Source organism: Leifsonia sp. HAY1-4F (genome assembly GCF_056755275.1).
In genome coordinates this window covers 1-21,193 of the sequence record NZ_JBNDHX010000066.1, presented here as the reverse complement: position 1 = coordinate 21,193, position 21,193 = coordinate 1, and the positions used below count along the sequence as shown (strand labels likewise).

At 69.8% G+C, this 21,193-nt stretch carries 18 protein-coding genes; 6 read left to right on the top strand and 12 right to left on the bottom strand.

What is annotated here, in order from left to right; all coding sequences use genetic code 11:
• Positions 1-1,501: ATP-dependent Clp protease ATP-binding subunit (locus ACPYOG_RS13040; protein WP_481294622.1), on the bottom strand; the 1,501-nt coding region annotated here is incomplete at its 3' end.
• Between the two features lie 128 nt (positions 1,502-1,629).
• On the opposite strand from ACPYOG_RS13040, the gene ACPYOG_RS13035 reads away from it, so the two are divergent.
• A complete protein-coding gene (locus ACPYOG_RS13035) occupies positions 1,630-1,977 on the top strand; it encodes a hypothetical protein (protein WP_481294621.1) in 348 nt (115 codons plus the stop codon).
• A gap of 104 nt (positions 1,978-2,081) precedes the next feature.
• Here the strand turns inward: ACPYOG_RS13035 and ACPYOG_RS13030 are convergent, their stop codons facing one another.
• The gene (locus ACPYOG_RS13030) at positions 2,082-3,608 is read right to left on the bottom strand and encodes an APC family permease (RefSeq protein ID WP_481294620.1); all 1,527 of its coding nucleotides are present in this window, start codon (positions 3,606-3,608) and stop codon (positions 2,082-2,084) included.
• 258 nt (positions 3,609-3,866) lie between these two features.
• Here ACPYOG_RS13030 and ACPYOG_RS13025 point away from each other — a divergent pair, with 258 nt between their 5' ends.
• Positions 3,867-4,838 (top strand): glycerophosphodiester phosphodiesterase, encoded by a 972-nt coding sequence (locus ACPYOG_RS13025; protein ID WP_481294619.1) that lies wholly within the window; start codon positions 3,867-3,869, stop codon positions 4,836-4,838.
• A gap of 117 nt (positions 4,839-4,955) precedes the next feature.
• Here the strand turns inward: ACPYOG_RS13025 and ACPYOG_RS13020 are convergent, their stop codons facing one another.
• Positions 4,956-6,092, bottom strand: a complete 1,137-nt coding sequence (locus ACPYOG_RS13020; RefSeq protein WP_481294618.1) for a class I SAM-dependent methyltransferase — start codon at positions 6,090-6,092, stop codon at positions 4,956-4,958.
• A 203-nt stretch (positions 6,093-6,295) separates the two neighbouring features.
• Here ACPYOG_RS13020 and ACPYOG_RS13015 point away from each other — a divergent pair, with 203 nt between their 5' ends.
• Positions 6,296-7,684 (top strand): alpha/beta hydrolase, encoded by a 1,389-nt coding sequence (locus tag ACPYOG_RS13015; RefSeq protein ID WP_481294617.1) that lies wholly within the window; start codon positions 6,296-6,298, stop codon positions 7,682-7,684.
• Between the two features lie 308 nt (positions 7,685-7,992).
• Here the strand turns inward: ACPYOG_RS13015 and ACPYOG_RS13010 are convergent, their stop codons facing one another.
• Together ACPYOG_RS13010 and tdh are read right to left on the bottom strand one after the other, a co-directional pair.
• A complete protein-coding gene (locus ACPYOG_RS13010; protein WP_481294616.1) occupies positions 7,993-9,180 on the bottom strand; it encodes a glycine C-acetyltransferase in 1,188 nt (395 codons plus the stop codon).
• Between the two features lie 2 nt (positions 9,181-9,182).
• Positions 9,183-10,226, bottom strand: coding sequence for an L-threonine 3-dehydrogenase (gene tdh / locus ACPYOG_RS13005; protein ID WP_170857555.1), 1,044 nt, complete (start codon positions 10,224-10,226; stop codon positions 9,183-9,185).
• A gap of 111 nt (positions 10,227-10,337) precedes the next feature.
• Here tdh and ACPYOG_RS13000 point away from each other — a divergent pair, with 111 nt between their 5' ends.
• Entirely contained in the window at positions 10,338-11,075 is a 738-nt protein-coding gene (locus ACPYOG_RS13000; RefSeq protein ID WP_481294615.1) for a cysteine hydrolase family protein, read from the top strand.
• Between the two features lie 127 nt (positions 11,076-11,202).
• On the opposite strand, the gene ACPYOG_RS12995 is transcribed toward ACPYOG_RS13000, so the two are convergent.
• The 4 genes from ACPYOG_RS12995 to dnaK all read right to left on the bottom strand — a co-directional run bounded on the left by ACPYOG_RS12995 (position 11,203) and on the right by dnaK (position 15,256).
• Positions 11,203-11,616, bottom strand: a complete 414-nt coding sequence (locus tag ACPYOG_RS12995) for a heat shock protein transcriptional repressor HspR (RefSeq protein ID WP_481294614.1) — start codon at positions 11,614-11,616, stop codon at positions 11,203-11,205.
• Between the two features lie 2 nt (positions 11,617-11,618).
• Complete coding sequence (locus tag ACPYOG_RS12990; RefSeq protein WP_481294613.1) at positions 11,619-12,620, bottom strand: DnaJ C-terminal domain-containing protein; 1,002 nt, start codon at positions 12,618-12,620, stop codon at positions 11,619-11,621.
• A 93-nt stretch (positions 12,621-12,713) separates the two neighbouring features.
• Positions 12,714-13,379, bottom strand: a complete 666-nt coding sequence (locus ACPYOG_RS12985; RefSeq protein WP_481294612.1) for a nucleotide exchange factor GrpE — start codon at positions 13,377-13,379, stop codon at positions 12,714-12,716.
• A 2-nt stretch (positions 13,380-13,381) separates the two neighbouring features.
• Positions 13,382-15,256, bottom strand: coding sequence for a molecular chaperone DnaK (gene dnaK / locus ACPYOG_RS12980; RefSeq protein WP_481294611.1), 1,875 nt, complete (start codon positions 15,254-15,256; stop codon positions 13,382-13,384).
• A 249-nt stretch (positions 15,257-15,505) separates the two neighbouring features.
• Between dnaK and ACPYOG_RS12975 the strand changes: the two genes are divergently transcribed.
• Complete coding sequence (locus ACPYOG_RS12975; protein ID WP_481294610.1) at positions 15,506-16,240, top strand: GTP pyrophosphokinase; 735 nt, start codon at positions 15,506-15,508, stop codon at positions 16,238-16,240.
• A 169-nt stretch (positions 16,241-16,409) separates the two neighbouring features.
• On the opposite strand, the gene ACPYOG_RS12970 is transcribed toward ACPYOG_RS12975, so the two are convergent.
• Complete coding sequence (locus ACPYOG_RS12970) at positions 16,410-17,459, bottom strand: hypothetical protein (protein ID WP_481294609.1); 1,050 nt, start codon at positions 17,457-17,459, stop codon at positions 16,410-16,412.
• 145 nt (positions 17,460-17,604) lie between these two features.
• Here ACPYOG_RS12970 and ACPYOG_RS12965 point away from each other — a divergent pair, with 145 nt between their 5' ends.
• Complete coding sequence (locus ACPYOG_RS12965; RefSeq protein ID WP_481294608.1) at positions 17,605-19,044, top strand: MFS transporter; 1,440 nt, start codon at positions 17,605-17,607, stop codon at positions 19,042-19,044.
• 359 nt (positions 19,045-19,403) lie between these two features.
• Here the strand turns inward: ACPYOG_RS12965 and ACPYOG_RS12960 are convergent, their stop codons facing one another.
• Complete coding sequence (locus ACPYOG_RS12960; protein ID WP_481294607.1) at positions 19,404-20,003, bottom strand: TMEM175 family protein; 600 nt, start codon at positions 20,001-20,003, stop codon at positions 19,404-19,406.
• Between the two features lie 77 nt (positions 20,004-20,080).
• Complete coding sequence (locus ACPYOG_RS12955; protein ID WP_481294606.1) at positions 20,081-21,112, bottom strand: MarR family winged helix-turn-helix transcriptional regulator; 1,032 nt, start codon at positions 21,110-21,112, stop codon at positions 20,081-20,083.
• Between the last annotated feature and the right edge of the window lie 81 nt (positions 21,113-21,193).

Genomic DNA, 21,193 nt, shown 5'->3' with positions numbered 1-21,193 from the left:
AGACCGAGAACTTCTCCCCGTACTCGCTCATGTCGATGCGGACCATCGCCTTCTCGTCGTCGAAGAGGAACGCGGCGAGCGCCTTCGCGAGTTCGGTCTTGCCGACACCGGTCGGGCCGAGGAACAGGAACGATCCAGTCGGGCGTCCAGGGTCGGAGATTCCGGCGCGCGTGCGGCGCACCGCATCCGCCACCGCTTGCACGGCCCGCTTCTGGCCGATGATCCGCCGGCCCAGCTCGTGCTCCAGGTTCAGCAGCTTCTCGGTCTCGCCCTGGGTGAGGCGGTCGACCGGGATGCCGGTCCACGCGGCGACGACGGCCGCGATGTCGTCGGCCGTGACCTGCTCGTTCACCATGCGCGGGTGGTCGTGCTCGGCCGCTTCGGCCTCGGCCAGCTCCCGCTCGATGCCCGGGATGGTCTCGTACTCGATGCGGGACGCCTCCTGGTAGCGGCCGTCGCGCAGAGCGAGGTCGCGCCGGGTCTTGGCCTCCTCGAGCTGCGACCGCAACTCGCCCACGCGGTTCAGCGACGCCTTCTCGGCGCGCCAGCGGGCCTGCAGCTCCTCCAGCTGATCCTCCTGCTCGTGCAGGCGCTCGCGCAGCTGCCCCAGGCGCTCCTTGCTGGCCTCGTCCTTCTCCTTCTTGAGGGCGAACTCCTCCAGCTTCATCCGCTCGACCTGACGCTGGAGCGTGTCGATCTCGACGGGTGCCGAGTCGATCTCCATCTTCAGGCGCGACGCCGCCTCGTCGATGAGGTCGATGGCCTTGTCGGGCAGCTGGCGTGCCGTGATGTAGCGGTTGGACAGGGACGCGGCGGCGACCAGCGCCGAGTCCTCGATCGTGACCCCGTGGTGAGCCTCATAGCGGCCCTTCAGCCCACGGAGGATGGCGACCGTGTCCTCGACCGACGGCTCGCCGACGTACACCTGCTGGAAGCGGCGCTCGAGGGCCGCATCCTTCTCGATGAACTCGCGGTACTCGTTGAGCGTGGTCGCGCCGATCAGCCGCAACTCGCCGCGGGCGAGCATCGGCTTCAGCATGTTGGACGCCGCGACGGACCCCTCGCCGCCTCCCGCCCCCATGAGGATGTGGAGCTCGTCCACGAAGGTGATGATCTGTCCCTCGGCGTCGTTGATCTCTTTGAGGACGGCCTTCAGACGCTCCTCGAACTGGCCGCGGTACATCGCGCCGGCGACGAGTGCGGACAGGTCGAGCGCGACCAGCTGCTTCCCCTTGAGCGAGTCGGCCACGTCCCCCGCGACGATGCGCTGGGCGAGGCCCTCGACGACCGCCGTCTTTCCGACGCCGGGCTCGCCGATGAGCACGGGGTTGTTCTTGGTGCGACGGGTCAGCACCTGGCTGACCCGGCGGATCTCGGCGTCCCGCCCGATCACCGGGTCGAGCTTGCCGCTCTTGGCGATCTCCGTGAGGTTCACGCCGTACTGTTCGAGAGCGCTCTTAGCCTCCTCCTGCGTGGAGGGCGCACCCTGCATGTTCGCCATCTGGTTCCCTTCCCCATCTTCATTCTGGGCAAACTTGAGTCTACTAGGCTCAACTTTCTTGCGCGAGGGGATATTCCACCCGGACTCGCCCTCGATCCCGGTGGCACCTGACGAGTACCCTGGCGCCCATGGTGTACCCGGCCCCGCTCCGCGTCGTGCTGATCGACAGTGCGACCGCCGCGACGCTCGCCCAGGTCCTGCCGCTGCTGCTGCTGAGCCTCATGGTCGAACTGCGCCGCGTGGAGCTGCACCGGCGCGGGCACAACGTGAAGCTGACGCGCACGCTGCTCGGCGTCTTCTTCGTCGCATTCGGCGTGGTGGAGACGGTGTTCGTCCTCTCGATCGACGGTGAGCTCATCCCGTTCACCTGGAGCGACCTGATCGCGGCGCTGAGCATCTTCGCGCTCCTCGCCCTGCTCTTCATCCTCTCCCTCCTCGAGTCCCCGGCGCGTCGCCGGCGCGACGACGACTTCTAGGTCCCGCCCCACCGCCGAGTACACAAAGACTGCACGCTCCCGAGGGGGAAAGCGTGCAGTCTTTGTGTACTCGATGGTGGGACGCGGTGGGCGTCGGGGTGGGGTCAGCGGACGGCGGGGTCCCGGTCGTCGACGTTGGGCGGGGCTGCGGCGTCGAGCTCCTCGGGCAGTTCGAGCGGGCGGCGCGTGTAGTACTCCCGCGCCTTGCGGTAGAAGATCAGGATCGGCACGATGCCAAGCACGATCAGCCCGAGTCCGAGGCCGTTGACGACGATCGCATCGTTCTGGAAGTTCTGGACGATGCCGATGACGAAGATCACGCCCATGAAGATCGCCCCGACGGCGGGCCACAGCCCGATCAGGATGAAGTTCTTCGCGGAGGCGAACAGCACCCGCCGGTACGCGACCACCACGGCCACGCCGGCGAGCGTGTAGTAGAACGCGATCTGGATGCCGATGGAGAGGATGGCGTTGTTCAGGACTTCGCCGACCGTCTGCCCGAGCAGGTTCGCACCGAGGAACAACAGCAGCGAGACGCCCACGACGATCAGGGTCGCGAACGCCGGCGTGCGCCACCGGCGGTGGATGCTTCCGAAGATCTTCGGGATGGTGTTGTCGCGTCCCATCGAGAAGAGGGTGCGGGTGACCTGGATGAGCGTGGTCTCCAGGGTCGCGATGGTCGAGAGCGCGACGGCGATCACCAGGATCTTGCCGCCGATCCCCGGCCAGACCGCGTCGCCGAGCACCGAGAGGAGGTTGGCGCCGCTGGCCTCGATCTTTTTCTCGGGGAGGATGACGAGCGTCGCGATGGTGAAGACCTCGAACAGCAGGAAGACGATGATCACGCCGATGATGCCGGCGGAGCCGGCGCTCCTGTGGCCGTCCTTGGTCTCCTCGTTCAGGTTGGCCGAGACATCCCAGCCCCAGAAGTAGAAGGCGGCGATGAGTGCTGCCGAGACGAAGACGCCCGGCCCGGTGAGGTGCTGGAACCCGAGCCAGTCCCAGGAGAAGGACGGTCCGGCGTGCGCGGTGGTCGCGGCGCGCACGATCATGAGCGCCGCGAAGACGATCAGGATGCCGACCTCGATCACCGACATGATCCACTGCGCGCGAGCGGTGACCTGGACACCGAAGAGCACGCACGCCGCCATCACGAGGAACCAGAGGGCGCCGACGCCGGTGACCAGCAGCGTGTTGTCCGCCTGCTCCGGCGCGAACAGCGAGACCGTCATCGAGCCGGCGGGCAGCGCGCCCGCGATCATGAAGATCGTCGCCGAGATCACGAGCGCCCATCCGGACAGGAAGCCGAGGATGGGGTGCAGCGCCCGCGCGACCCACGAGTAGGCGGCGCCGGCGTTGACGTCGAGCCGCCCGAGGTAGAGGAACGCCCAGGCGATGCCGAGCATCGGGATGCCGCACCAGAGCAGGGCGGCCGGTGCTCCGAGGGCCGCGACGCCGACGAGCGTCGCCGTGGTGGCTGCGATCGAGTACGCGGGCGCGCTTCCGGCCACGGCCATCACGATGGAGCCGGCTGCGGTGACGCCGTCGGCCTTCAGCGCGTGGCGGTGCTCGTCCGGTTCGGGTCCGCCGCCGCCGTATGAGGCGTCCGGCCGGGAACTGGTCTGCGTCATTGCTCTCCCTTGGTTCACGGGTCGCGGGGTCGGGTGGCGAAGGGCAACGCCGGTGTGCGACAGGGGGACGTTAGCAACATCCAGCCGTGAGGACAAGCGTTTTACGACGGATTCGGTTGTCGGGTTACGGATTGGAGGCTGAAAGCGTTGCGAAAATGGAGGTTCGCCGCGGATGCGGTGGCGATTCCCGGATCGGTTCGCGAACACTCCCGGACCGGTCCGCTTGATCGGATGAGGATGCGATGCCTAGGGTTTTGCATGCCCGACGACGAGGACTCCGCCACCCCGCCCGCGGAGGACGGTCGGGGAGACGCGCACGGGGACGCACCGGGGCGGATCTCCCGTCGCGCGATGATCGGCGGGGTTGCCGGCGGGGCGGCGGTCCTCGCCGCGGCGGTCGGCGGGGCCGTGCTTCTGCCCCGGTTCCCCGGCTCTCCGAACGGCCCTGCGGCGACTCCGAAGCCGCACGGATCGCCTGACGGCCTCCTCGTCGACCGGCTGACGACCCGTCCGGGCTTCACGGTGGCTCATCGCGGCGGGTCGCTCGACTGGCCGGAGATGTCGATGGAGGGCTACCACAATTCGGTCGCGCTCGGCGTCAACGCGCTCGAGATCTCGCTGGCCCGCACGGCGGACGGCGTCTGGTTCGGCCTCCACGACGAGACCCTCGACCGCACCTCGGGGACCACCGGATTCCGCGCCGCCGACCACACGTGGAGCGAGGTGCAGCAGCACACGATCACCGCTGCCGAGACGAACGACCGGACGCAGCCGCGGCAGCCCTACCTGCGGTTCGAGGAGCTTGCGGACGCCTACGGCCGCACGCACACGATCTTGGTCGACCCGAAAGTGGTGCCCGTCGAGCACTTCGGGGAGCTGTTCGACCTCATGGGCCGAGTGGCGCATCCCACCGCCACCTTCGTCGCGAAGGGGTACTGCACAGCGCGCGCCTGGCCCGTGGATGCGCGGGCGCGCGGGTATCGCACGTGGGGGTACTACTACGGCTCCGAGGTCGCCGCGGACCGGACGCTCTTCGCCTCCACCCAGGAACGCTGGAGCTGGCTGGGCCTCGATTACACGGCGGAAGCGGCGGAGTGGCGATCCTTCGCCGCGAGCGGCAAGCCCGTGCTGGCGCACATCATCCCCTCGCGTGTCGCCGCCACTCGGTCGCGCCGGGAGGGTGCCCTCGGCCTCGTCGTCTCCGGCGTCCGCGAGGTCCTCGCCGCCTAACCCCTCCCTCCTGCGAATGCCCGAGCCCCACTATCGAGTACACGAAGATTGCACGCTCCCGCGGCGTGTCGCGTCCAATCTTCGTGTACTCGATGGTGGGGGTGGACGGTACGAGGGTCAGGGGCGCTTGCGGGATGCGGTGACGGTGAACTTCGCGTTGTGTGCGATCTGACGCGTGGGGCCGACGCTGCGCTCGAGCGCGGCGCGGTAGCCGAGGTGCGAGTTCCAGACGGTCCAGAGCTCGCCGCCAGGAGCCAGCACGCGGCCGGCGTCGGCGAACAGCCGGAGCGCGGCACCGGTGTGCACGGCGGAGCCGATGTGGAACGGCGGATTGAGCACGATCAGCTCGGCCGAGACGTCCGGCTGGGAGGCGAGGCCGTCATCCCGGACCACGGTCACCCGGTCGGCCACCCCGTTCGCTGCCGCGGTCGCAGTGGCGGACGCGACGGCCGCCGCGGACTGATCGGTCGCGACGACACGCAGCCCCGGCCGCGCGACGGCGAGCGCCGCTGCGAGCACCCCCGTCCCGCAGCCGAGGTCGACGGCCGTGTGCGCGTCCGGCACCGCATCGTCCAGGACCCTCAGCAGGAAGCGCGTGCCGATGTCGACCGAGGTGCCGGCGAAGGCCGCTCCGTGGGCGCAGATCCAGAGGCCGGATTCGGGGTCCCGCGAGCGCCGAGGCCAGCGCGGTCCGGGGGTCGTGGATGCGGGATGCGGCTCGCGCACGGTGAGGACGCGGGCCTTCTGCCGGGCGAGGGAGGCCTCGACCGTGTGGAAGAACCCGCCGAGGACCTCGTTCATCGCGACGGTCATGTGCTTCAGCATCCCGCCGGCGAGGACCACGACCTCGGGATGCGCGTGCTCGGCGATCAGGCCCGCGATCTCGTCGAGACCGTCGAGACTGCGCGGGAGGCGCAGGAGTACCGTGCGCGCACCGCGGACCAGCCCGGCGTCGAGGGCGCGGTGCTCGTACGCACCGGTGAGGTCGAGGGCGGCGGCATTGGCGTCGAGCGCGCGCTCGCCGGTCAGCGCATCCTGGTGGACGCGGATTCCACGCGCCCCGTGCGCGGCGGCCGCGAGGGTGAGCGCGCCGTAGCCGTCGCCGATGACCACCAGGCCGGGCGCGAGCACCGCCTCCCCGGCGAGGTCCGCGAGCAGCCGATCGGCCGCGTCGGAGGCGAAGAGGTTGGGAGCCTCGACGTCCGGCCACCGGCGGAGGCGTTCGTACGGAAAGCCGAGGGCTGCGAAAGGCACGCCTCCCAGTGTCGCAGAGGCCTGGACCCGCAGCATCCGAGTCGGGGGTCGCGCTCCTGTCCTCGAGGCTTCCGGGTCCCCCGTGCGGCTGTTTCCCGAGCAGGCGGCGAGGCCGACGCTCTTACCCCAATTCGGGTCAGAAGCCCCGCAGATGCCCGAATTGGGGGCATGGCAGGAGGCGGCCCATCCGTAGACTGACGGGTATGTCCCCACTGTTCTGGCTCGCTGCGGCGCTCGTCGCTGCCGGCGTCTACCCGGCGTTCCGATTTGTGCGCCGGGCAGTGCGGTTCCGGGCGACGGCGACCGTCATCGCGGTGGTGGCCGGACAGCTCATCGGCGTGGGGCTGGTGCTGCTCGGGGTACTCCTGCTCCCCCGGCCCGACCTCGCCGGGCCCGGCTGGTTCATCGTGGTCCTCGCCGCGACCGTCCTGCCGCTGGCCATCGGGGACGTCATCCAGTCCTCGCGGCACAGGGCCGTGCGAATCGGCATCGCTTCGGCCGCCGCCCTCCTCACCGTCGCCGTGGCCGGGATCGCCGCGGCACCGGCGTTCGCGGTGGCGACCGTGGCCGGGCACAGCATCCCGGTGACCGGGCAGACGCTCGCGGACGGTTACGAGCTGGCGGTGCACATCCCGCCGACGGCATCCGGATTCAGCGCTCGCGACGCGCACCTCTTCGTTCCGTCGGGCTGGCTGCGCGACCCGGGCGCAACGCGCCCGGTCGTCGAGATGATGATGGGCCAGCCGGGCGACCCGACGCTGGGCGCGACGCTCGACGCCCTGCACAGCCTCGGCGACGACCGGCTCGCCCAGGCGCCCTTCGTGCTCGTCGTCGACCAGCTCGGCGGACAGAGCAAGAACCCGCCCTGCGCCGACACGTCGGCCGGCAAGCTCGACGCCTATCTGTCTCAGGATGTGCCCGCCTGGATCGACGCGAACCTCCCGGCATCGCGCGACCGGGCCGAGCGCGTGATCGCCGGCTTCTCGCACGGCGGCGAGTGCGCCACGTACCTCGCGGCAGCGCATCCCGAGAAGTGGGGCGCCCTCATCGACGTCTCGGGGCCGGACAAGCCCGGCGAGCACCTCCCGGTCCTCACCCGCGACACGTTCTTCGGCGGAAGCCAGATCGCATACGAGAAGACCTGGCCGGCGAACATCCTCGCGTCGCGGGACTATCCGCAACCGACCGTCGCGGTCTTCGTCGCCGGTGCGGAGGACCCGAAGTTCCGGCCGCAGGTCGAGGCCACTGCGACCGCCGCGGAGCAGGCGGGCTGGGCGGTCACGTACTGGGCGGTGCCCGGCCAGGGGCACAGCGGTCCGACGCTCGTCCGTGGACTGGAGACCGGCTACAACAAGCTGATCGGCGGCTGGCTGACGTCGGGAGCAACCAGCGCGAGCGACCGCTTCCTGTGCACCGCCGGGCAGACTCCGTCCGCCTGCGGCCTGGTCCAGGCGGCGGCAGTCGGCGGGACGGTCGCCCTGGTCGACCTCATCGCGCTCGCGCTCTTCCTCGTGACCGGGCTCGCGCTCTTCTTCGCACGCCGCGGCATCCTCGTCGCCCGCCACCGCGCGCGGGCCTCCCTCGAGGACTGACCCGGGCCGTCGGGGGCATGCGTCCCCGCGTCGGAAAGGGAGGCGGACCCGGGCCACTCGCCGCGATCCCGTGTCGGAAACGGAGGCGGATCCGGGCGACTCGCCGCGATCCCGTGTCGGAAACGGAGGCGGATCCGGGCGACTCGCCGCGCTCAGGCGCGAAAGGGAGGCGATCCCGGCGGACGGTAGCCGCATCACCTCCCTTTGCGCGAGCGCCGGGCGGAGGGCTGGGACACATCACCTCCGTTTCCGCAGACGTCGGGCGGAGCGCCGGGCGGAGGGCCGGCCGCACTACCTCCGTATCCGCCTCATCCGGCGACGGCGGCACGGGACGCGACGAAGGCATCCACGCAGCGGCGGATCTCGTCCTCCGTGTGCGCCGCCGACAGCTGCACGCGGATGCGCGCCCGCCCCTTCGGGACCACCGGGTACGAGAACGCGGTCACGTAGACGCCCTGGCGCTGCATCTCGTCGGCCATGCGGGCGGTGAGCGCCGCATCCCCGAACATGACCGGGACGATGGGATGCTCCCCCGGCAGCAGGTCGAATCCCGCCTCCGTCATGAGCCCGCGGAACAGCTCGGCATTGGCGACCAGCTGCGCCCGCAGGTGGTCCGACTGCTCCAGCAGGTCGAGCGCGGCGAGCGTCCCGGCCACGATGGAGGGCGCCAGGGTGTTCGAGAAGAGGTACGGACGCGCCCGCTGGCGCAGGAGGTCCACGATCTCGCGGCGGCTGGAGACATAGCCCCCGGACGCCCCGCCGAGCGCCTTGCCGAACGTGCCGGTGTAGATGTCGACGCGGTCGGAGACGCCGCACAGCTCCGGGGTTCCGCGGCCGTGCTCGCCGATGAACCCGACGGCGTGCGAGTCGTCCACGAACACCAGCGCGCCGAACTCGTCGGCCAGATCGCAGATCTCGGCCAGCGGCGCGATGTAGCCGTCCATCGAGAAGACGCCGTCCGACACGATCACCGTGAACCGCGCTCCCGCATCCCGCGCCGCCTCCAGCTGGGCGCGCAGGTCTGCCAGGTCGCGGTTGCGGTAGCGATACCGCTGCGCCTTCGACAGGCGGATGCCGTCGATGATGGATGCGTGGTTCAGCTCGTCGGAGACGATCGCGTCCTCGGCCCCGAACAGAGTCTCGAAGACCCCGCCGTTGGCGTCGAAACAGGACGAGAAGAGGATGGTCGCCTCGGTGCCGAGGAAGCGCGACACCCGGCGTTCCAGCTCCAGATGCTGCTCCTGGGTGCCGCAGATGAAGCGCACCGAGGCCATCCCGTAGCCCCAGTCGTCGAGGGCGGTCTTCGCCGCATCCCGGAGCACGGGGTGGTCGGCGAGCCCGAGGTAGTTGTTCGCGCAGAAGTTGAGCACCTCCTGCCCGTCGGCGGTGATCAGCGCGGACTGCGGCCCGTGGATGCTGCGCTCGCGCTTGGTGAGCCCGGCCTCCTCGATCTCCGTCAGCTGCGTCGCGATGTGGTCGCGGAAGCGTCCGTACATGGCTAGACCTCCGTCCAGTCGAGGATGACCTTGCCTCCGCCCGCGGCAGCCGCTGCGGCGAAGCCCTTCTCCCAGTCGCGGGCGGGGAAGCGATCGGAGACGATGGATGCGATGGCGTCGTGCAGCGTCGCCGAGGTCTGCAGCATGGCGCCCATGGCGTTCCAGGTCTCGAACATCTCCCGTCCGTAGATGCCCTTCAGGGTGAGCATGTGCGTTACGACGATGCCCCAGTCGATCGCGATCGTGTGCGAGGGCAGCCCGAGCATCGCGATGCGGCCGCCGTGGTTCATGTTCTCGATCATCGACGGCAGCGCGGTCGGAGCGCCGCTCATCTCGAAGCCGACGTCGAATCCCTCGCGCATGCCGAGCGCGGCCTGGGCCTCATGGATGTCGTGCTGGGACACATCCACGGTGAAGTCGGCGCCCATCCCGCGAGCGAGCTCGAGGCGCGCCGCGCTGATGTCGGTGCCGACGATGAACCGGGCGCCGACGTGGCGGGCGACCGCGATGGCCATCAGGCCGATCGGGCCGCATCCGGTGACGAGCACATCCTCACCGACGACCGGGAACGCGAGCGCGGTGTGGACGGCGTTGCCGAGCGGGTCGAACAGTGCTCCGACCTCCGGCTCGATCGCGCTGTGGTGCACCCAGACGTTCGTCGCAGGCAGGACAAGCTGCTCCGCGAACGCGCCGTCGCGCTGCACGCCGACGCCCTTCGTCCGGATGCACATCTGCCGGCGGCCGGCGCGGCAGTTGCGGCAGGTGCCGCAGACGATGTGGCCTTCGCCGGACACCAGGTCCCCGACGGCGACGTCGTGGACGAACGGCCCGACGTCGATGACCTGGCCGTAGAACTCGTGGCCGGGGATGAGCGGGGCCTTCACCGCCGACGCCGCCCACTCGTCCCAGCGCTGGATGTGCAGGTCGGTGCCGCAGATCCCGGTGCGCAGGATGCGGATGCGGACGTCCTCCGGCCCCATCTCGGGCTCCGGGACGTCGACCAGCTCGAGGCCGGGCGCGGCCTCCCTCTTGAACAGGGCTCTCATCGTCGCTTCCTCGTGGGACTCGGTGTGCTTCATCGCGTGGGCGTGCGCGCCTTGTGGGCGGTTCGGCCGGCACCAGCCTACCTCTGCCCGCCGCGGCACTAGAGTGCTCCCATGAAGCGCGCGCTGATCGTGATCGATGTCCAGAACGAGTACGTGACGGGCAACCTGCCGGTCTGCTTCCCGGACCTGATGACCTCCCTGCCGAACATCGAGATCGCCTGGGATGCTGCGGACGACCACGGCCAGCCCGTGGTCGTGGTGCAGCACATCGAAGCGGAGGGCGCGCCGGTGTTCGCGCGCGGCTCGGAGGGTGCTGCGCTGCACGAGACGATCCTCCACCGGAAGCCCGCGCACGTGATCACCAAGAGCACCGTCTCGGCGTTCCCCGGAACGGACCTGGAGGAGTGGCTGCGTGCGGCCGGCGTCGACACAGTCGCCATCGCCGGATACATGACCCAGCACTGCTGCGCCGGAACGGCACGGGATGCGGCCGAGCTCGGCTTCACGGTCGAATTCCTCTCCGACGCGACCGGGACGCTCGACCTCGTGAACGCGGCCGGGACGATCTCGGCGGACGCGCTGCACCGCAGCGTCCTGGTGACCATGCAGTCGGAGTTCGCCGCGGTGGCGACCACCGAGGAGTGGACGCTCGCCGTGGAGGCCGGCGACAGCCTCCCGGTGTCGAACCTCTGGGACAGCACCCACCACGCGCGCATTCCCGCCAAGCACGCCGAGCTGCACAAGCTCATGCGCGAGGTGCGGGCCGGGATCGACCGCGACATCGCCGCCGGCGAGGCGCACAGCATCCAGAACACCCTCTACGTCGGCCAGGGCGTGTCGTCGCTGTGAGCGGCCCCCGCCGGGGGCTGGCGGGCCGGTCTCCCTCGGGAACCTCTGCCGAAGTGCTCGTAGTTGCAGCCGACACGCCGTGTCGCCCTGCAACTACGAGCACTTCGCGGTGCGGCGGCGACTCCGGTCAGCGCTCCAGGGGACGCCAGACGACGAGCTGGTTGCTGCGGCGGACGCGCGTTCCGGCGCGCATCGACACGACTTCGCCCTCGGAGCCGGCCGCGAACACGCGGCGGCCCGGGCGGTTGAGCAGCTCGTCGGCGAGCGCCGTCTCCAGTTCGCGCACCCGGCCACGGAGCTCGGTCACCTGGTCTTCGAGCTCCAGGATGCGGCGGATGCCCTCCAGGCTCACGCCCTCGGAGCCGAGGCGCGCGATCTCCTGCAGCTTCGCGATGTCGCGCACCGAGTAGCGGCGCGACTTGCCGGCTGTCCGGCTGGGGCTGACGAGACCCAGCCGGTCGTACTGCCGGAGCGTCTGCGGGTGCATGCCCGCGAGCTCCGCCGCGATCGAGATCACGAAGACCTGGCTGTTCTCGTCCATGGTCAGGTCCGGGCCTTGGCCAAGAGGTCGTCGCGGGGATTCTCCTCGGGCAGCTTGGCGGCGAACGCCTCCAGCGCCTCCTTCGCCTCGCCCGACAGGTGCGACGGGACGGCCACCTGGACGACCGCGAGCAGGTCGCCGGTGCCCTTGCTGGTCTCCACGCCCCGGCCCTTCACCCGCAGCACACGGCCGCTCGGGGTCCCGGGCGCGACACGCAGCCGGACGGGATCGCCGCCGAGCGTCGGCACCTCGATGGTCGCGCCGAGCGCGGCCTCGGTGAACGTCACGGGCACGTTGACCCGCAGATTCAGGCCGTCGCGCTCGAAGACGGGATGCTTGCGGACGGACACGGTCAGCACGATGTCGCCCGCCTCGCCTCCGTCAGGGCTCGGCTGGCCCTTGCCGCGCAGCTTGATCTTCTGGCCGTCGGAGACGCCGGCCGGGATCTTCACCTTGATCGGCTTGCCGTCCGACGCCTGCAGCGTGATCGTCTCGCCCTTCGTGGCGGTGACGAAGTCGATGGTCGTGTGCGCTGTCACATCGCGGCCTCGGGTCGGCCCGCCGTAGCCGCGGTAGCCGCCGGTCGTGGAACCGAAGCGGCCGTTGCCGAACAGCCCGCCGAACACGTCGTCGAAGTCGCCGCCCTGCGGGTATCCTCCCGCATTCGTGAAGTACTGCCGCTGCCCGCCGCCCTGGCCGAACATCCCGCCGAAGACGTCGTCGAAGCCGCCCTGCGCACCCGAACCGGGCGCGGTGAACCGGGCACCGGATCCCATCGCGCGGATCTGGTCGTACTCCCTGCGCTCCTCGGGATCGCTGAGGACCGAGTAGGCCTCGCTGATCTCCTTGAACTTCGCCTCCGCGGCGGTGTCGCCGGGGTTGGAATCGGGGTGGTACTTCCGCGCCAGCTTGCGGTACGTCTTCTTGAGGTCCGCGTCGCTGACGTCCTTGGAGACGCCAAGGACCTTGTAGAAGTCCTTGTCGAACCAGTCCTGGCTAGCCACGGGCGCCTCCCTTCCGTTCTCTGTGAATCATGTTGTGGACCGTGCATGAAGTCTGCACGAACCCGGCGTGCACCGCGACGCGCTGGCTCCGGGTCAGGCCGGCACCGAGACGACGACCTTCGCCACCCGGACGATGGTCGAGCCCAGGCGGTAGCCCGTCTCGACCACCTCGGCGACCGTGTCGGCCGTCACGTCGGGGGTCGGCTGCTGGAAGATCGCCTCGTGGATCTGCGGGTCGAAGGGCTCGCCCTTCTCGCCGTACGGTGTGAGCCCGAGCCGCTCGACCGCTGTGCGGAGCTTCGCCGCGATCGTGGTGAAGGCGGACCCCTCACCCAGATCGCCGTGCTTCTCGGCCCGCTCGAGGTCGTCGAGCACCGGGATGAGCCCCTTCACCGCGTCGCCGACCGCGCGCTCGCGTTCGAGCTCGCGGTTCGCCTCCGTGCGCTTGCGGTAGTTCGCGTACTCCGCCGTCACCCGCTGGAGGTCGGCGAGGCGCTCGGCGGCGAGCTGCTCGGCGGTCGTCTGCCCGGAGAGGATGTCGAGGTCGTCATCACTCAGGATGGTCTCCTCGTCTTCGCTCTCGACCGGTCCGACGTCGACGAGCTCCTCGTGTGCGAGGTCGTGCTCGCCGGCGTCCTCGGCCTTCTGCTCACCGTCGGGCTGCCGGACCTTCCCGGTCTCGGGGTCGATCCTCCGCTTGTCGCGGACGACCGGCTCCTCGCGTTCCGGCTCCTGGGAGCCTCCGTTCTGGCCCGACATCGTTACTTCTTCTCCTCGTCTTCGACGACCTCGGCGTCGATGACGTCCTCGTCGTCGGAGGACGACCCTCCGGACGGCTGGCCCTCGCCGGCGTCACCGGCCGGAGCCTCCGCTCCCTGCGACGCCTGCGCCGAGGAGTAGATCGCCTCGCCGAGCTTCTGCTGGCTGGAGCTGAGCTTCTCGAACGCGGTCTTCACCGCCTCGTCGTCGTCGCCGGCGAGAGCGGTCTTCAGGCCGTCCACGTCGCCCTGGACCTCGTTCTTGACGTCTTCCGGGAGCTTGTCCTCGTTGTCCTTGATCAGCTTCTCGATCGAGTAGACGAGCTGCTCGGCCTGGTTGCGGGTCTCGGCGGACTCACGGCGCTTCTTGTCCTCGGCCGCGTGCTCCTCTGCCTCGCGCACCATCCGCTCGATGTCCTCCTTCGGCAGGCTCGAGCCGCCGGTGATGGTCATCGACTGCTCCTTGCCGGTGCCCTTGTCCTTCGCGGACACGTGCACGATGCCGTTGGCGTCGATGTCGAAGGTGACCTCGATCTGCGGGATGCCGCGGGGCGCCGGGGCGATGCCGGTCAGCTCGAACGTCCCGAGCGGCTTGTTGTCGCGGGTGAACTCGCGCTCGCCCTGGAAGACCTGGATCGCGACGGACGGCTGGTTGTCGTCGGCCGTGGTGAAGGTCTCGCTGCGCTTGGTCGGGATGGCCGTGTTGCGCTCGATGAGCTTGGTCATGATCCCGCCCTTGGTCTCGATGCCGAGGGACAGCGGGGTGACGTCGATGAGGAGGACGTCCTTGCGCTCGCCCTTCAGGACACCGGCCTGCAGGGCGGCGCCGACGGCGACGACCTCGTCCGGGTTGACGCCCTTGTTGGGCTCCTTGCCACCGGTCTCCTGCTTCACGAGCTCGGAGACGGCCGGCATGCGGGTCGAGCCGCCGACGAGCACCACGTGGGCGATGTCGGAGACCTTGATGCCGGCCTCGCGGATGACGTCCTGGAAGGGCTTCTTGGTGCGGTCCAGCAGGTCGCTGGTCATCTGCTCGAACTGGGCGCGGCTGAGAGTCTCGTCGAGGTTGGCCGGGCCGTTCTCGGTCAGCGAGAGGTAGGGCAGCTGGATGCTGGTCGACATGCTCGACGACAGCTCCTTCTTGGCCTGCTCCGCGGCCTCCTTCAGGCGCTGCAGGGCGATCTTGTCCTTGGAGACGTCGACGCCCGTGCTGTCCTTGAACCGCTTGATCAGCCAGTCCACCACGCGCTGGTCCCAGTCATCGCCGCCGAGGCGGTTGTCGCCGGCCGTGGCGCGGACCTGGATGGTGGAGAAGTCGTCGTCCTTGCCCACCTCGAGCAGGGAGACGTCGAAGGTGCCGCCACCGAGGTCGAAGACGAGGATGAGCTCGTCCTCCTTGCCCTTGTCGAGGCCGTAGGCGAGCGCCGCGGCGGTGGGCTCGTTGATGATGCGGAGCACGTTGAGACCCGCGATCTCACCCGCCTCCTTGGTGGCCTGGCGCTCGGCGTCGTTGAAGTACGCCGGAACCGTGATGACCGCGTCGGTCACCGTGTCGCCGAGGTACTGCTCCGCGTCGCGCTTCAGCTTCTGCAGGATGCGGGCCGAGATCTCCTGGGCGGTGTACTTCTTGCCGTCGATCTCCTGGGTCCAGGTGGTGCCCATGTGGCGCTTCACCGACGAGATCGTGCGGTCGACGTTGGTCACCGCCTGACGCTTGGCGGTCTCGCCGACGAGGACCTCGCCGTCTTTGGTGAAGGCGACCACCGAGGGGGTGGTGCGGAAGCCCTCCGCGTTCGCGATGACCGTGGGCTCGCCGCCCTCGAGCACCGAGACGACGGAGTTCGTGGTTCCGAGGTCGATACCTACTGCACGTGACATGTGTGCTTCTCTCCTTTGTTGCTGGCTGGATGCCGTGAAAGTCTGCGGTCAAGACTTGAGCCTCGACGACTCAAGACTGTCATCCACGCGGGATGGTGTCAAGACGTCGGACCTCAAACTTGAGTACAGTTGACTCAACTTTGAAGGATGGGCCGGTATTCCCTCCGGGCGATGGTCCGGGGCATCCGGTGTGCCGCCCGGGTCGCGATTCACACCGACCGCACAAGCACCGTCGCTAGCGTCGGGTCCATGGAAACGGACCCCGTCGCCGCGCCGCTCCTCTCGACCCGCGCCATCGAGGCGCTTCAGAGCATCGACCCCGCCACGTTGAGCGAGGTGCAGGCGTTCCGGGACGATTTCGCGCGGTTCATCATGCCGTACAAGTTCGGCATCGACGAGATCTCGACCAAGGTGAGCATCCTGCGCGAGGAGTTCGCCGAACTGCACGACTACAACCCGATCGAGCACATCGCCAGCCGCCTCAAGTCGCCCGAGAGCATCGAGCAGAAGGTGATCCGGAAGAACTGCGAGCCGAGCTTCGACGCCATCCGCGAGGCGATCACCGACATCGCCGGCATCCGCATCGTCTGCAGCTTCGTGTCGGACGTCTACCGGGTGTTCGACCTGCTCACCGCCCAGGAGGATGTGCGGGTGCTGCGCCTGAAGGACTACATCGCGCACCCGAAGCCCAACGGGTACAAGAGCCTCCACGTCATCGTCGAGGTGCCGGTGTTCCTCAGCGACGGGCCGGTGCTGGTGCCGGTCGAGATCCAGCTGCGGACCGTCGCCATGGACTTCTGGGCGAGCCTCGAGCACAAGATCTACTACAAGTACGACGGCGAGGTGCCCGCGGGTCTGCTGCGCGACCTGACGGCAGCCGCGGTGACGGCGAACCAGCTCGACGTCACCATGGAGAACCTGCACCGGCAGGTGCGCGGTGACGACCACCGCGGGACCGTGTACAGCCTCCCCGCTGCTCGTTGAGCTGCGTGCGGGGGTGGCGGCCACTCCGTCCCTCCGTCCCTCGCCGAGGTGCTCGTTGTTGCAGAGCCGTCCGGCGTGTCGGGCGCAACTACGAGCACTTCGGCGAAGTAGTTGGGGGGCGACGGGTAGTGCCTACCTAGGGCGAGGACGTGACGGTGGAGGGGCGGGGTCAGTAGCCGACGACGCCGGTGAAGTCGGGGGAGCCGTCCGGGCGCGCCGGGAGCGGTGTTCCGTTGATGTAGCGAGGCCATTCGAGGCGGAGTCCGCCCTGCGCGTCGAGTCGCGGGTATGGGGAAATGGAGGGCGCCGCGGGATCGGGTCCAGCTGCAGGTGCGGAGGATGAGTATACGGACGGGCCGGGCGACCGAGAGGGATCGAACGGAGCCTGGCCCGGGAAGCTGCCCGCAGGCTGCGGCGCGAAGGGCGCAGGCGTCTGAGCGAAGGGCGCAGGCTGCGGCGCGAAGGGCGCAGGCTGCGGCGCGAAGGCCTCGGGCTGGGGCACGAAGGGCGCAGGCTGCGGAGCGAAGGGCGCAGGCTGCGGAGCGAAGGGGGCAGGCGCCGGCGCGAAGGGCGCGGGATGCTGGCGCTTGGGCCCGAAGAGCGAGTAGGTGAGCGGGATGAGGACCGTGCCGAGCGCATCCAGAATCGCCACCACCGCCACCAGGCGCCAGTACGTCTCGCCGAAGTCGACGCGAGTCCAGATGAGGGGCAGCGACAGGCCCGCGGTGAGGAGTCCGACGAGCACGAGGGTGGCGACGGTCACTTTGCTCATGAGGGGGCCGGTGAACCGGCGCTGGGTGTTCAGCACCAGATGGATGTGCAGGAGCCCCGCGCGGGTGACGAGCACGAGCAGGAACCAGGCGAACGGCTCCCACCAGGGGGCGAACCAGAACGGCCCGCCGCGGTCGTCGATCTGCCAGGTGGGCGACCATACCTTCCACAGGCCGACGCCGAACAGGTACACGGAGGTGACCACGCTCACTGCGCCGAACCAGGCGGCGCGGCGAGCGGAGATGTCGGCGTCGTACCAGGAGATGAGCGCGACGAAGACGAAGAGTGCGACCGTGCCGATGAGCCGCCAGCATGTGTCGTCGAAGCGGCCGAGGACCACCGCGTAGACGCCGATCAGCGCGGCGGCGATCAGCGCTCCGACGACCATTCGGGCCACCACATGACGGACCCATCCGTACGGGTTCGGGGCGATGCTGGCTGTTGTCACGGAACCTCCGTCGTCGGTGTGCCGCCAGCCTAGGGCAGCGGGCCGCTGCCGCAATCGTTGCGGACACCGTCCTCGTATCCGAGCCCGCACGGTCCCGACGGCGTTGTCGTGGGGACATCGGCGTGCTGCGCTCTAGGGTGAGGGCATGACGACCGAGGTTCCGGGACGGGGCGCAGGCGATGACGCCCTGGTGAGCCCGGCGAGCCCGCTCTTCGCGGACAGCGCGACCGACCGCCGCATCCCCCGCCGATGGGTGGTGTCCTGGGCGCTGTGGGACTGGGGCGGCGCCGCGTTCAACGCCGTCATCACCACCTTCGTCTTCACGGTGTACCTGACCAGCAGCCTGTTCGTGGATCCCGCGATCGTCGCCGCGCGCAACGCGGAGACAGCCTCCACCGGACACGCCCACGTCGCCTACGCGGCGGCCGTCGCTGTGCTGTCGAGCGGGCTGGCGTGGGGCGTGGGAATCGCGGGCGCCGTCGTCGCGCTGCTCGCTCCCGTGCTCGGCCAGCGGACGGACGGCACGGGCCGGCGGAAGCTCTGGCTGGGAATCAACACCGGGATGGTCGTCGTCGTCACGGCGCTGATGTTCTTCGTGGTGGGTGAGCCGTCGTACTTCCTGTTCGGCGTCGCACTCGTCGCCATCGGCACCGTGTTCTACGAGATCGCGACGGTGAACTACAACGCGATGCTGGTGCAGGTGTCGACGCCGAAGACGGTCGGCCGGGTGAGCGGCTTCGGCTGGGGCGCCGGCTACCTCGGCGGCATCGTGCTACTGCTCATCGTGTACTTCGGGATGGTGACGGGCGAGGGTGGGCTGCTGCACGTCCCCCAGGCGGGCGGCTTCAACATCCGCATCATCGCGCTCATCGCGGCGGCGTGGACGCTGGTCTTCTCCATCCCGGTCCTGTTCACCGTGCCCGAGATCCCGCCGAACGCGCGGACGCCGCGGGTGGGATTCTTCGCCTCGTACGCGGTGCTGGTGCGCGACGTCGGGCGGCTGTGGAAGGAGAGCCGCAACACCGTGCTGTTCCTGATCGCATCGGCGCTGTTCCGGGATGGGCTGGTCGGCGTGTTCACGTTCGGCGGCATCCTCGCGCAGGGCACCTTCGGGTTCACCAGCGGCCAGGTGATCATCTTCGCGATCGCAGCGAACGTCGTGGCCGGTGTCAGCACGCTCCTGTCGGGGCGTCTGGACGACCGGTTCGGGCCGAAGACCGTCATCGTCACGTCGCTGGTCGGGCTCATCGTCGCCGGGCTGGCCGTGTTCTTCACCCATGATCTCGGGGCGGCGGCGTTCTGGGTCGGAGGACTCGTCCTCTGCCTGTTCGTCGGACCCGCGCAGTCGGCGAGCCGGACGTTCCTCGCGCGGGTGACGCCGGCCGGCCGGGAGGGCGAGGTGTTCGGCCTGTACGCGACGACGGGCCGGGCGGTCTCGTTCCTCGCGCCGACACTGTTCGCGGTGTTCGTCGCGGTGGGAGGCGCGCAGTTCTGGGGCATCCTGGCGATCGTGCTGGTGCTGGCGGTCGGCCTCGCCCTGCTGCTGCCGGTCCGGGCCCCGCGCCGGTCGGTCTCCGGGTCCTGACCGGCCGCGACCGCTGCCCGGGTGCCGAGCGCCGACCGAACGGACCGCGCGGGCGAGCTGGCGCGCTGGCGCGCTGCGAGTGCGGTGGTTCGTAACGAGTGCGGTTGCTCGCCCCGCCGCATTCGTTCCGCCGAGGCGCAGTCACCGACCGATCGGTCGCGCTGCGAGTGCCGCATTCCGTGAAGGGCGCGGGCGCCGGCGGACCGGTTGCGCCGCGAGCGTGCGGTGGTTCGTAACGAATGCGGCTGGTCGACGCGCGGCATACGTTACGTGAGGGCGCAGTCGCCGCCGGGAGGGTCGGCGGGGAGGCGGACGGGAGGCGCGTCGGGAGAGGCGGCGGGAGAGGTCGTCCCGTCCCGTCAGTTGTGGGAGACGCCGGTCTGGTTGAAGAGGTAGTAGATGCTGAGGGCGGCGAAAGCGGCCAGCATCGCGGGGGCGTAGAACAAGCCGATGACCGTCATGAGCGGGTAGAGGAGCACGCCCGCACTGAACCGGAGCATCCGGGCACGACGGGCACGCTGATCCATCGCGCCTGAAGCCACCAGCATGGAGGTGATGCGTCCGTAGAGCAGCGTGAAAGCGACCGCCATCCCGGTCATGACCCCGCCGTAGACCGCCGCAGCCACTCGGATATCGGCGGCGTCGCCTTCCGCGATCGCGCCGGAGAGCGTCGACGAGGCGAACGGCAGCGTCGTGACGAACAGCAGCAGGAGCAGGTTCGCGAACAGCAGCCACCTGTCCACGGAGTCGGCCAGCCGCACGATCGCGTGGTGGTTCACCCAGATGACGCCGATGACGACGAAGCTTACGAGGAACGCCACGAAGGACGGCCACGCTGCGAGCAGCTGGGCCAGCAGGTGTCCCCCGGAGGTCGGTTGGACGTGCAGGTCCAGCACCAGAAGGGTGACGGCGACCGCGAGAACCCCATCGCTGAACGCTTCCATCCGTGCTCTCGACATCGTGTCCCCTCCACGTCGGCCCACCGGAAGGTACCATCGCCGGCGACCGGACGCAGCAACGGGCGCGGGATTCGGCGTCAGGACTCCGCGTCGGCCGGGGGTCCCGCTTCGGGACCGTGACCTGACTGGCGATCGGACCCGGAGTCGGGACCGTGACCTGACTGGCGATCGGACCCGGAGTCGGGACCGGGACCTGACTGGCGATCGGGCCCGGAGTCGGGACCGGGTCCGGAGTCGGGACCGGGACCCGGCCGCGGCCAAGCGCGGACGAAGCGGTCGAAGAGCTCCGCGAAGGTGCGTGCCTCCTCGGGGGAGAAGCCGGCGAGTGCCGTCTCGACCGCCGAGCGCCGGTGCGTCCGCAACTCGTGCAGCTGAGCGCGGCCGGCCTTCGTCAGCTGGATGAGCGCCCTGCGGGCGTCGGACGGGTCGGGCACGCGCCGGACCACTCCACGCTCCACACCCTCCTGAACCAGGCGGCTGGCACGCGGCTGGTCGACGCCGATGGCCTCCGCGACGCCACTCACGGAGAGGCTGCGGCCGTCGGACTCCGCAGCCTCGAGCGCCTCCAGCATGCGGACGCGCGCGATGCGGCCGAGGGATCCGTCGCGGCCTCGGCGCCCCGGTCCCGGGCGTGCGGAGTCGCCGAAGGGCGGAGTGCCGAACGGACCGCCGCCGAACGGACCGACGATCGGCGGACCGCCGGTGAACCCGCCCGCGGCCGGGCCGCCTCCCGCACCCGGGCCGCCTCCAGGACCCGGGCTGCCGCCAGCACCCGGGCTGCCGTCTGAATGGCCGGTTCCGGAGTAGCCGGTTCCCGAGTAGCCGCTTCCCGGGTGGCCGGTTCCCGAATCGGTTCCCGGATGGCCGGATCCCGAATGGCCGGCGGGGAACGGACCCCCGGTCGGCGACGCGCCTCCGAAAGGACCGCCGCCCCACGGTCCATGGTGGCCGTGCGGGTGGGCGCCGTCGTGGCTGTGGGGTGAGCCGTCGGCCCAGGGCGGCCGCCGGCGGGATTGGTCCCGGCGGACGGCGAGCAGCGCGTGCTCGATCATGGCGACGATGTCCGCTTCTGGCGGAATCGGCGGATCTGCTTGACCTCCGGCGTTCATGCATGTAACTATACATTTACTTGTAAGAGTACATGCAATGAAAGGAGGAGTTTCCGATGACGAACATCGATGACTCCACAC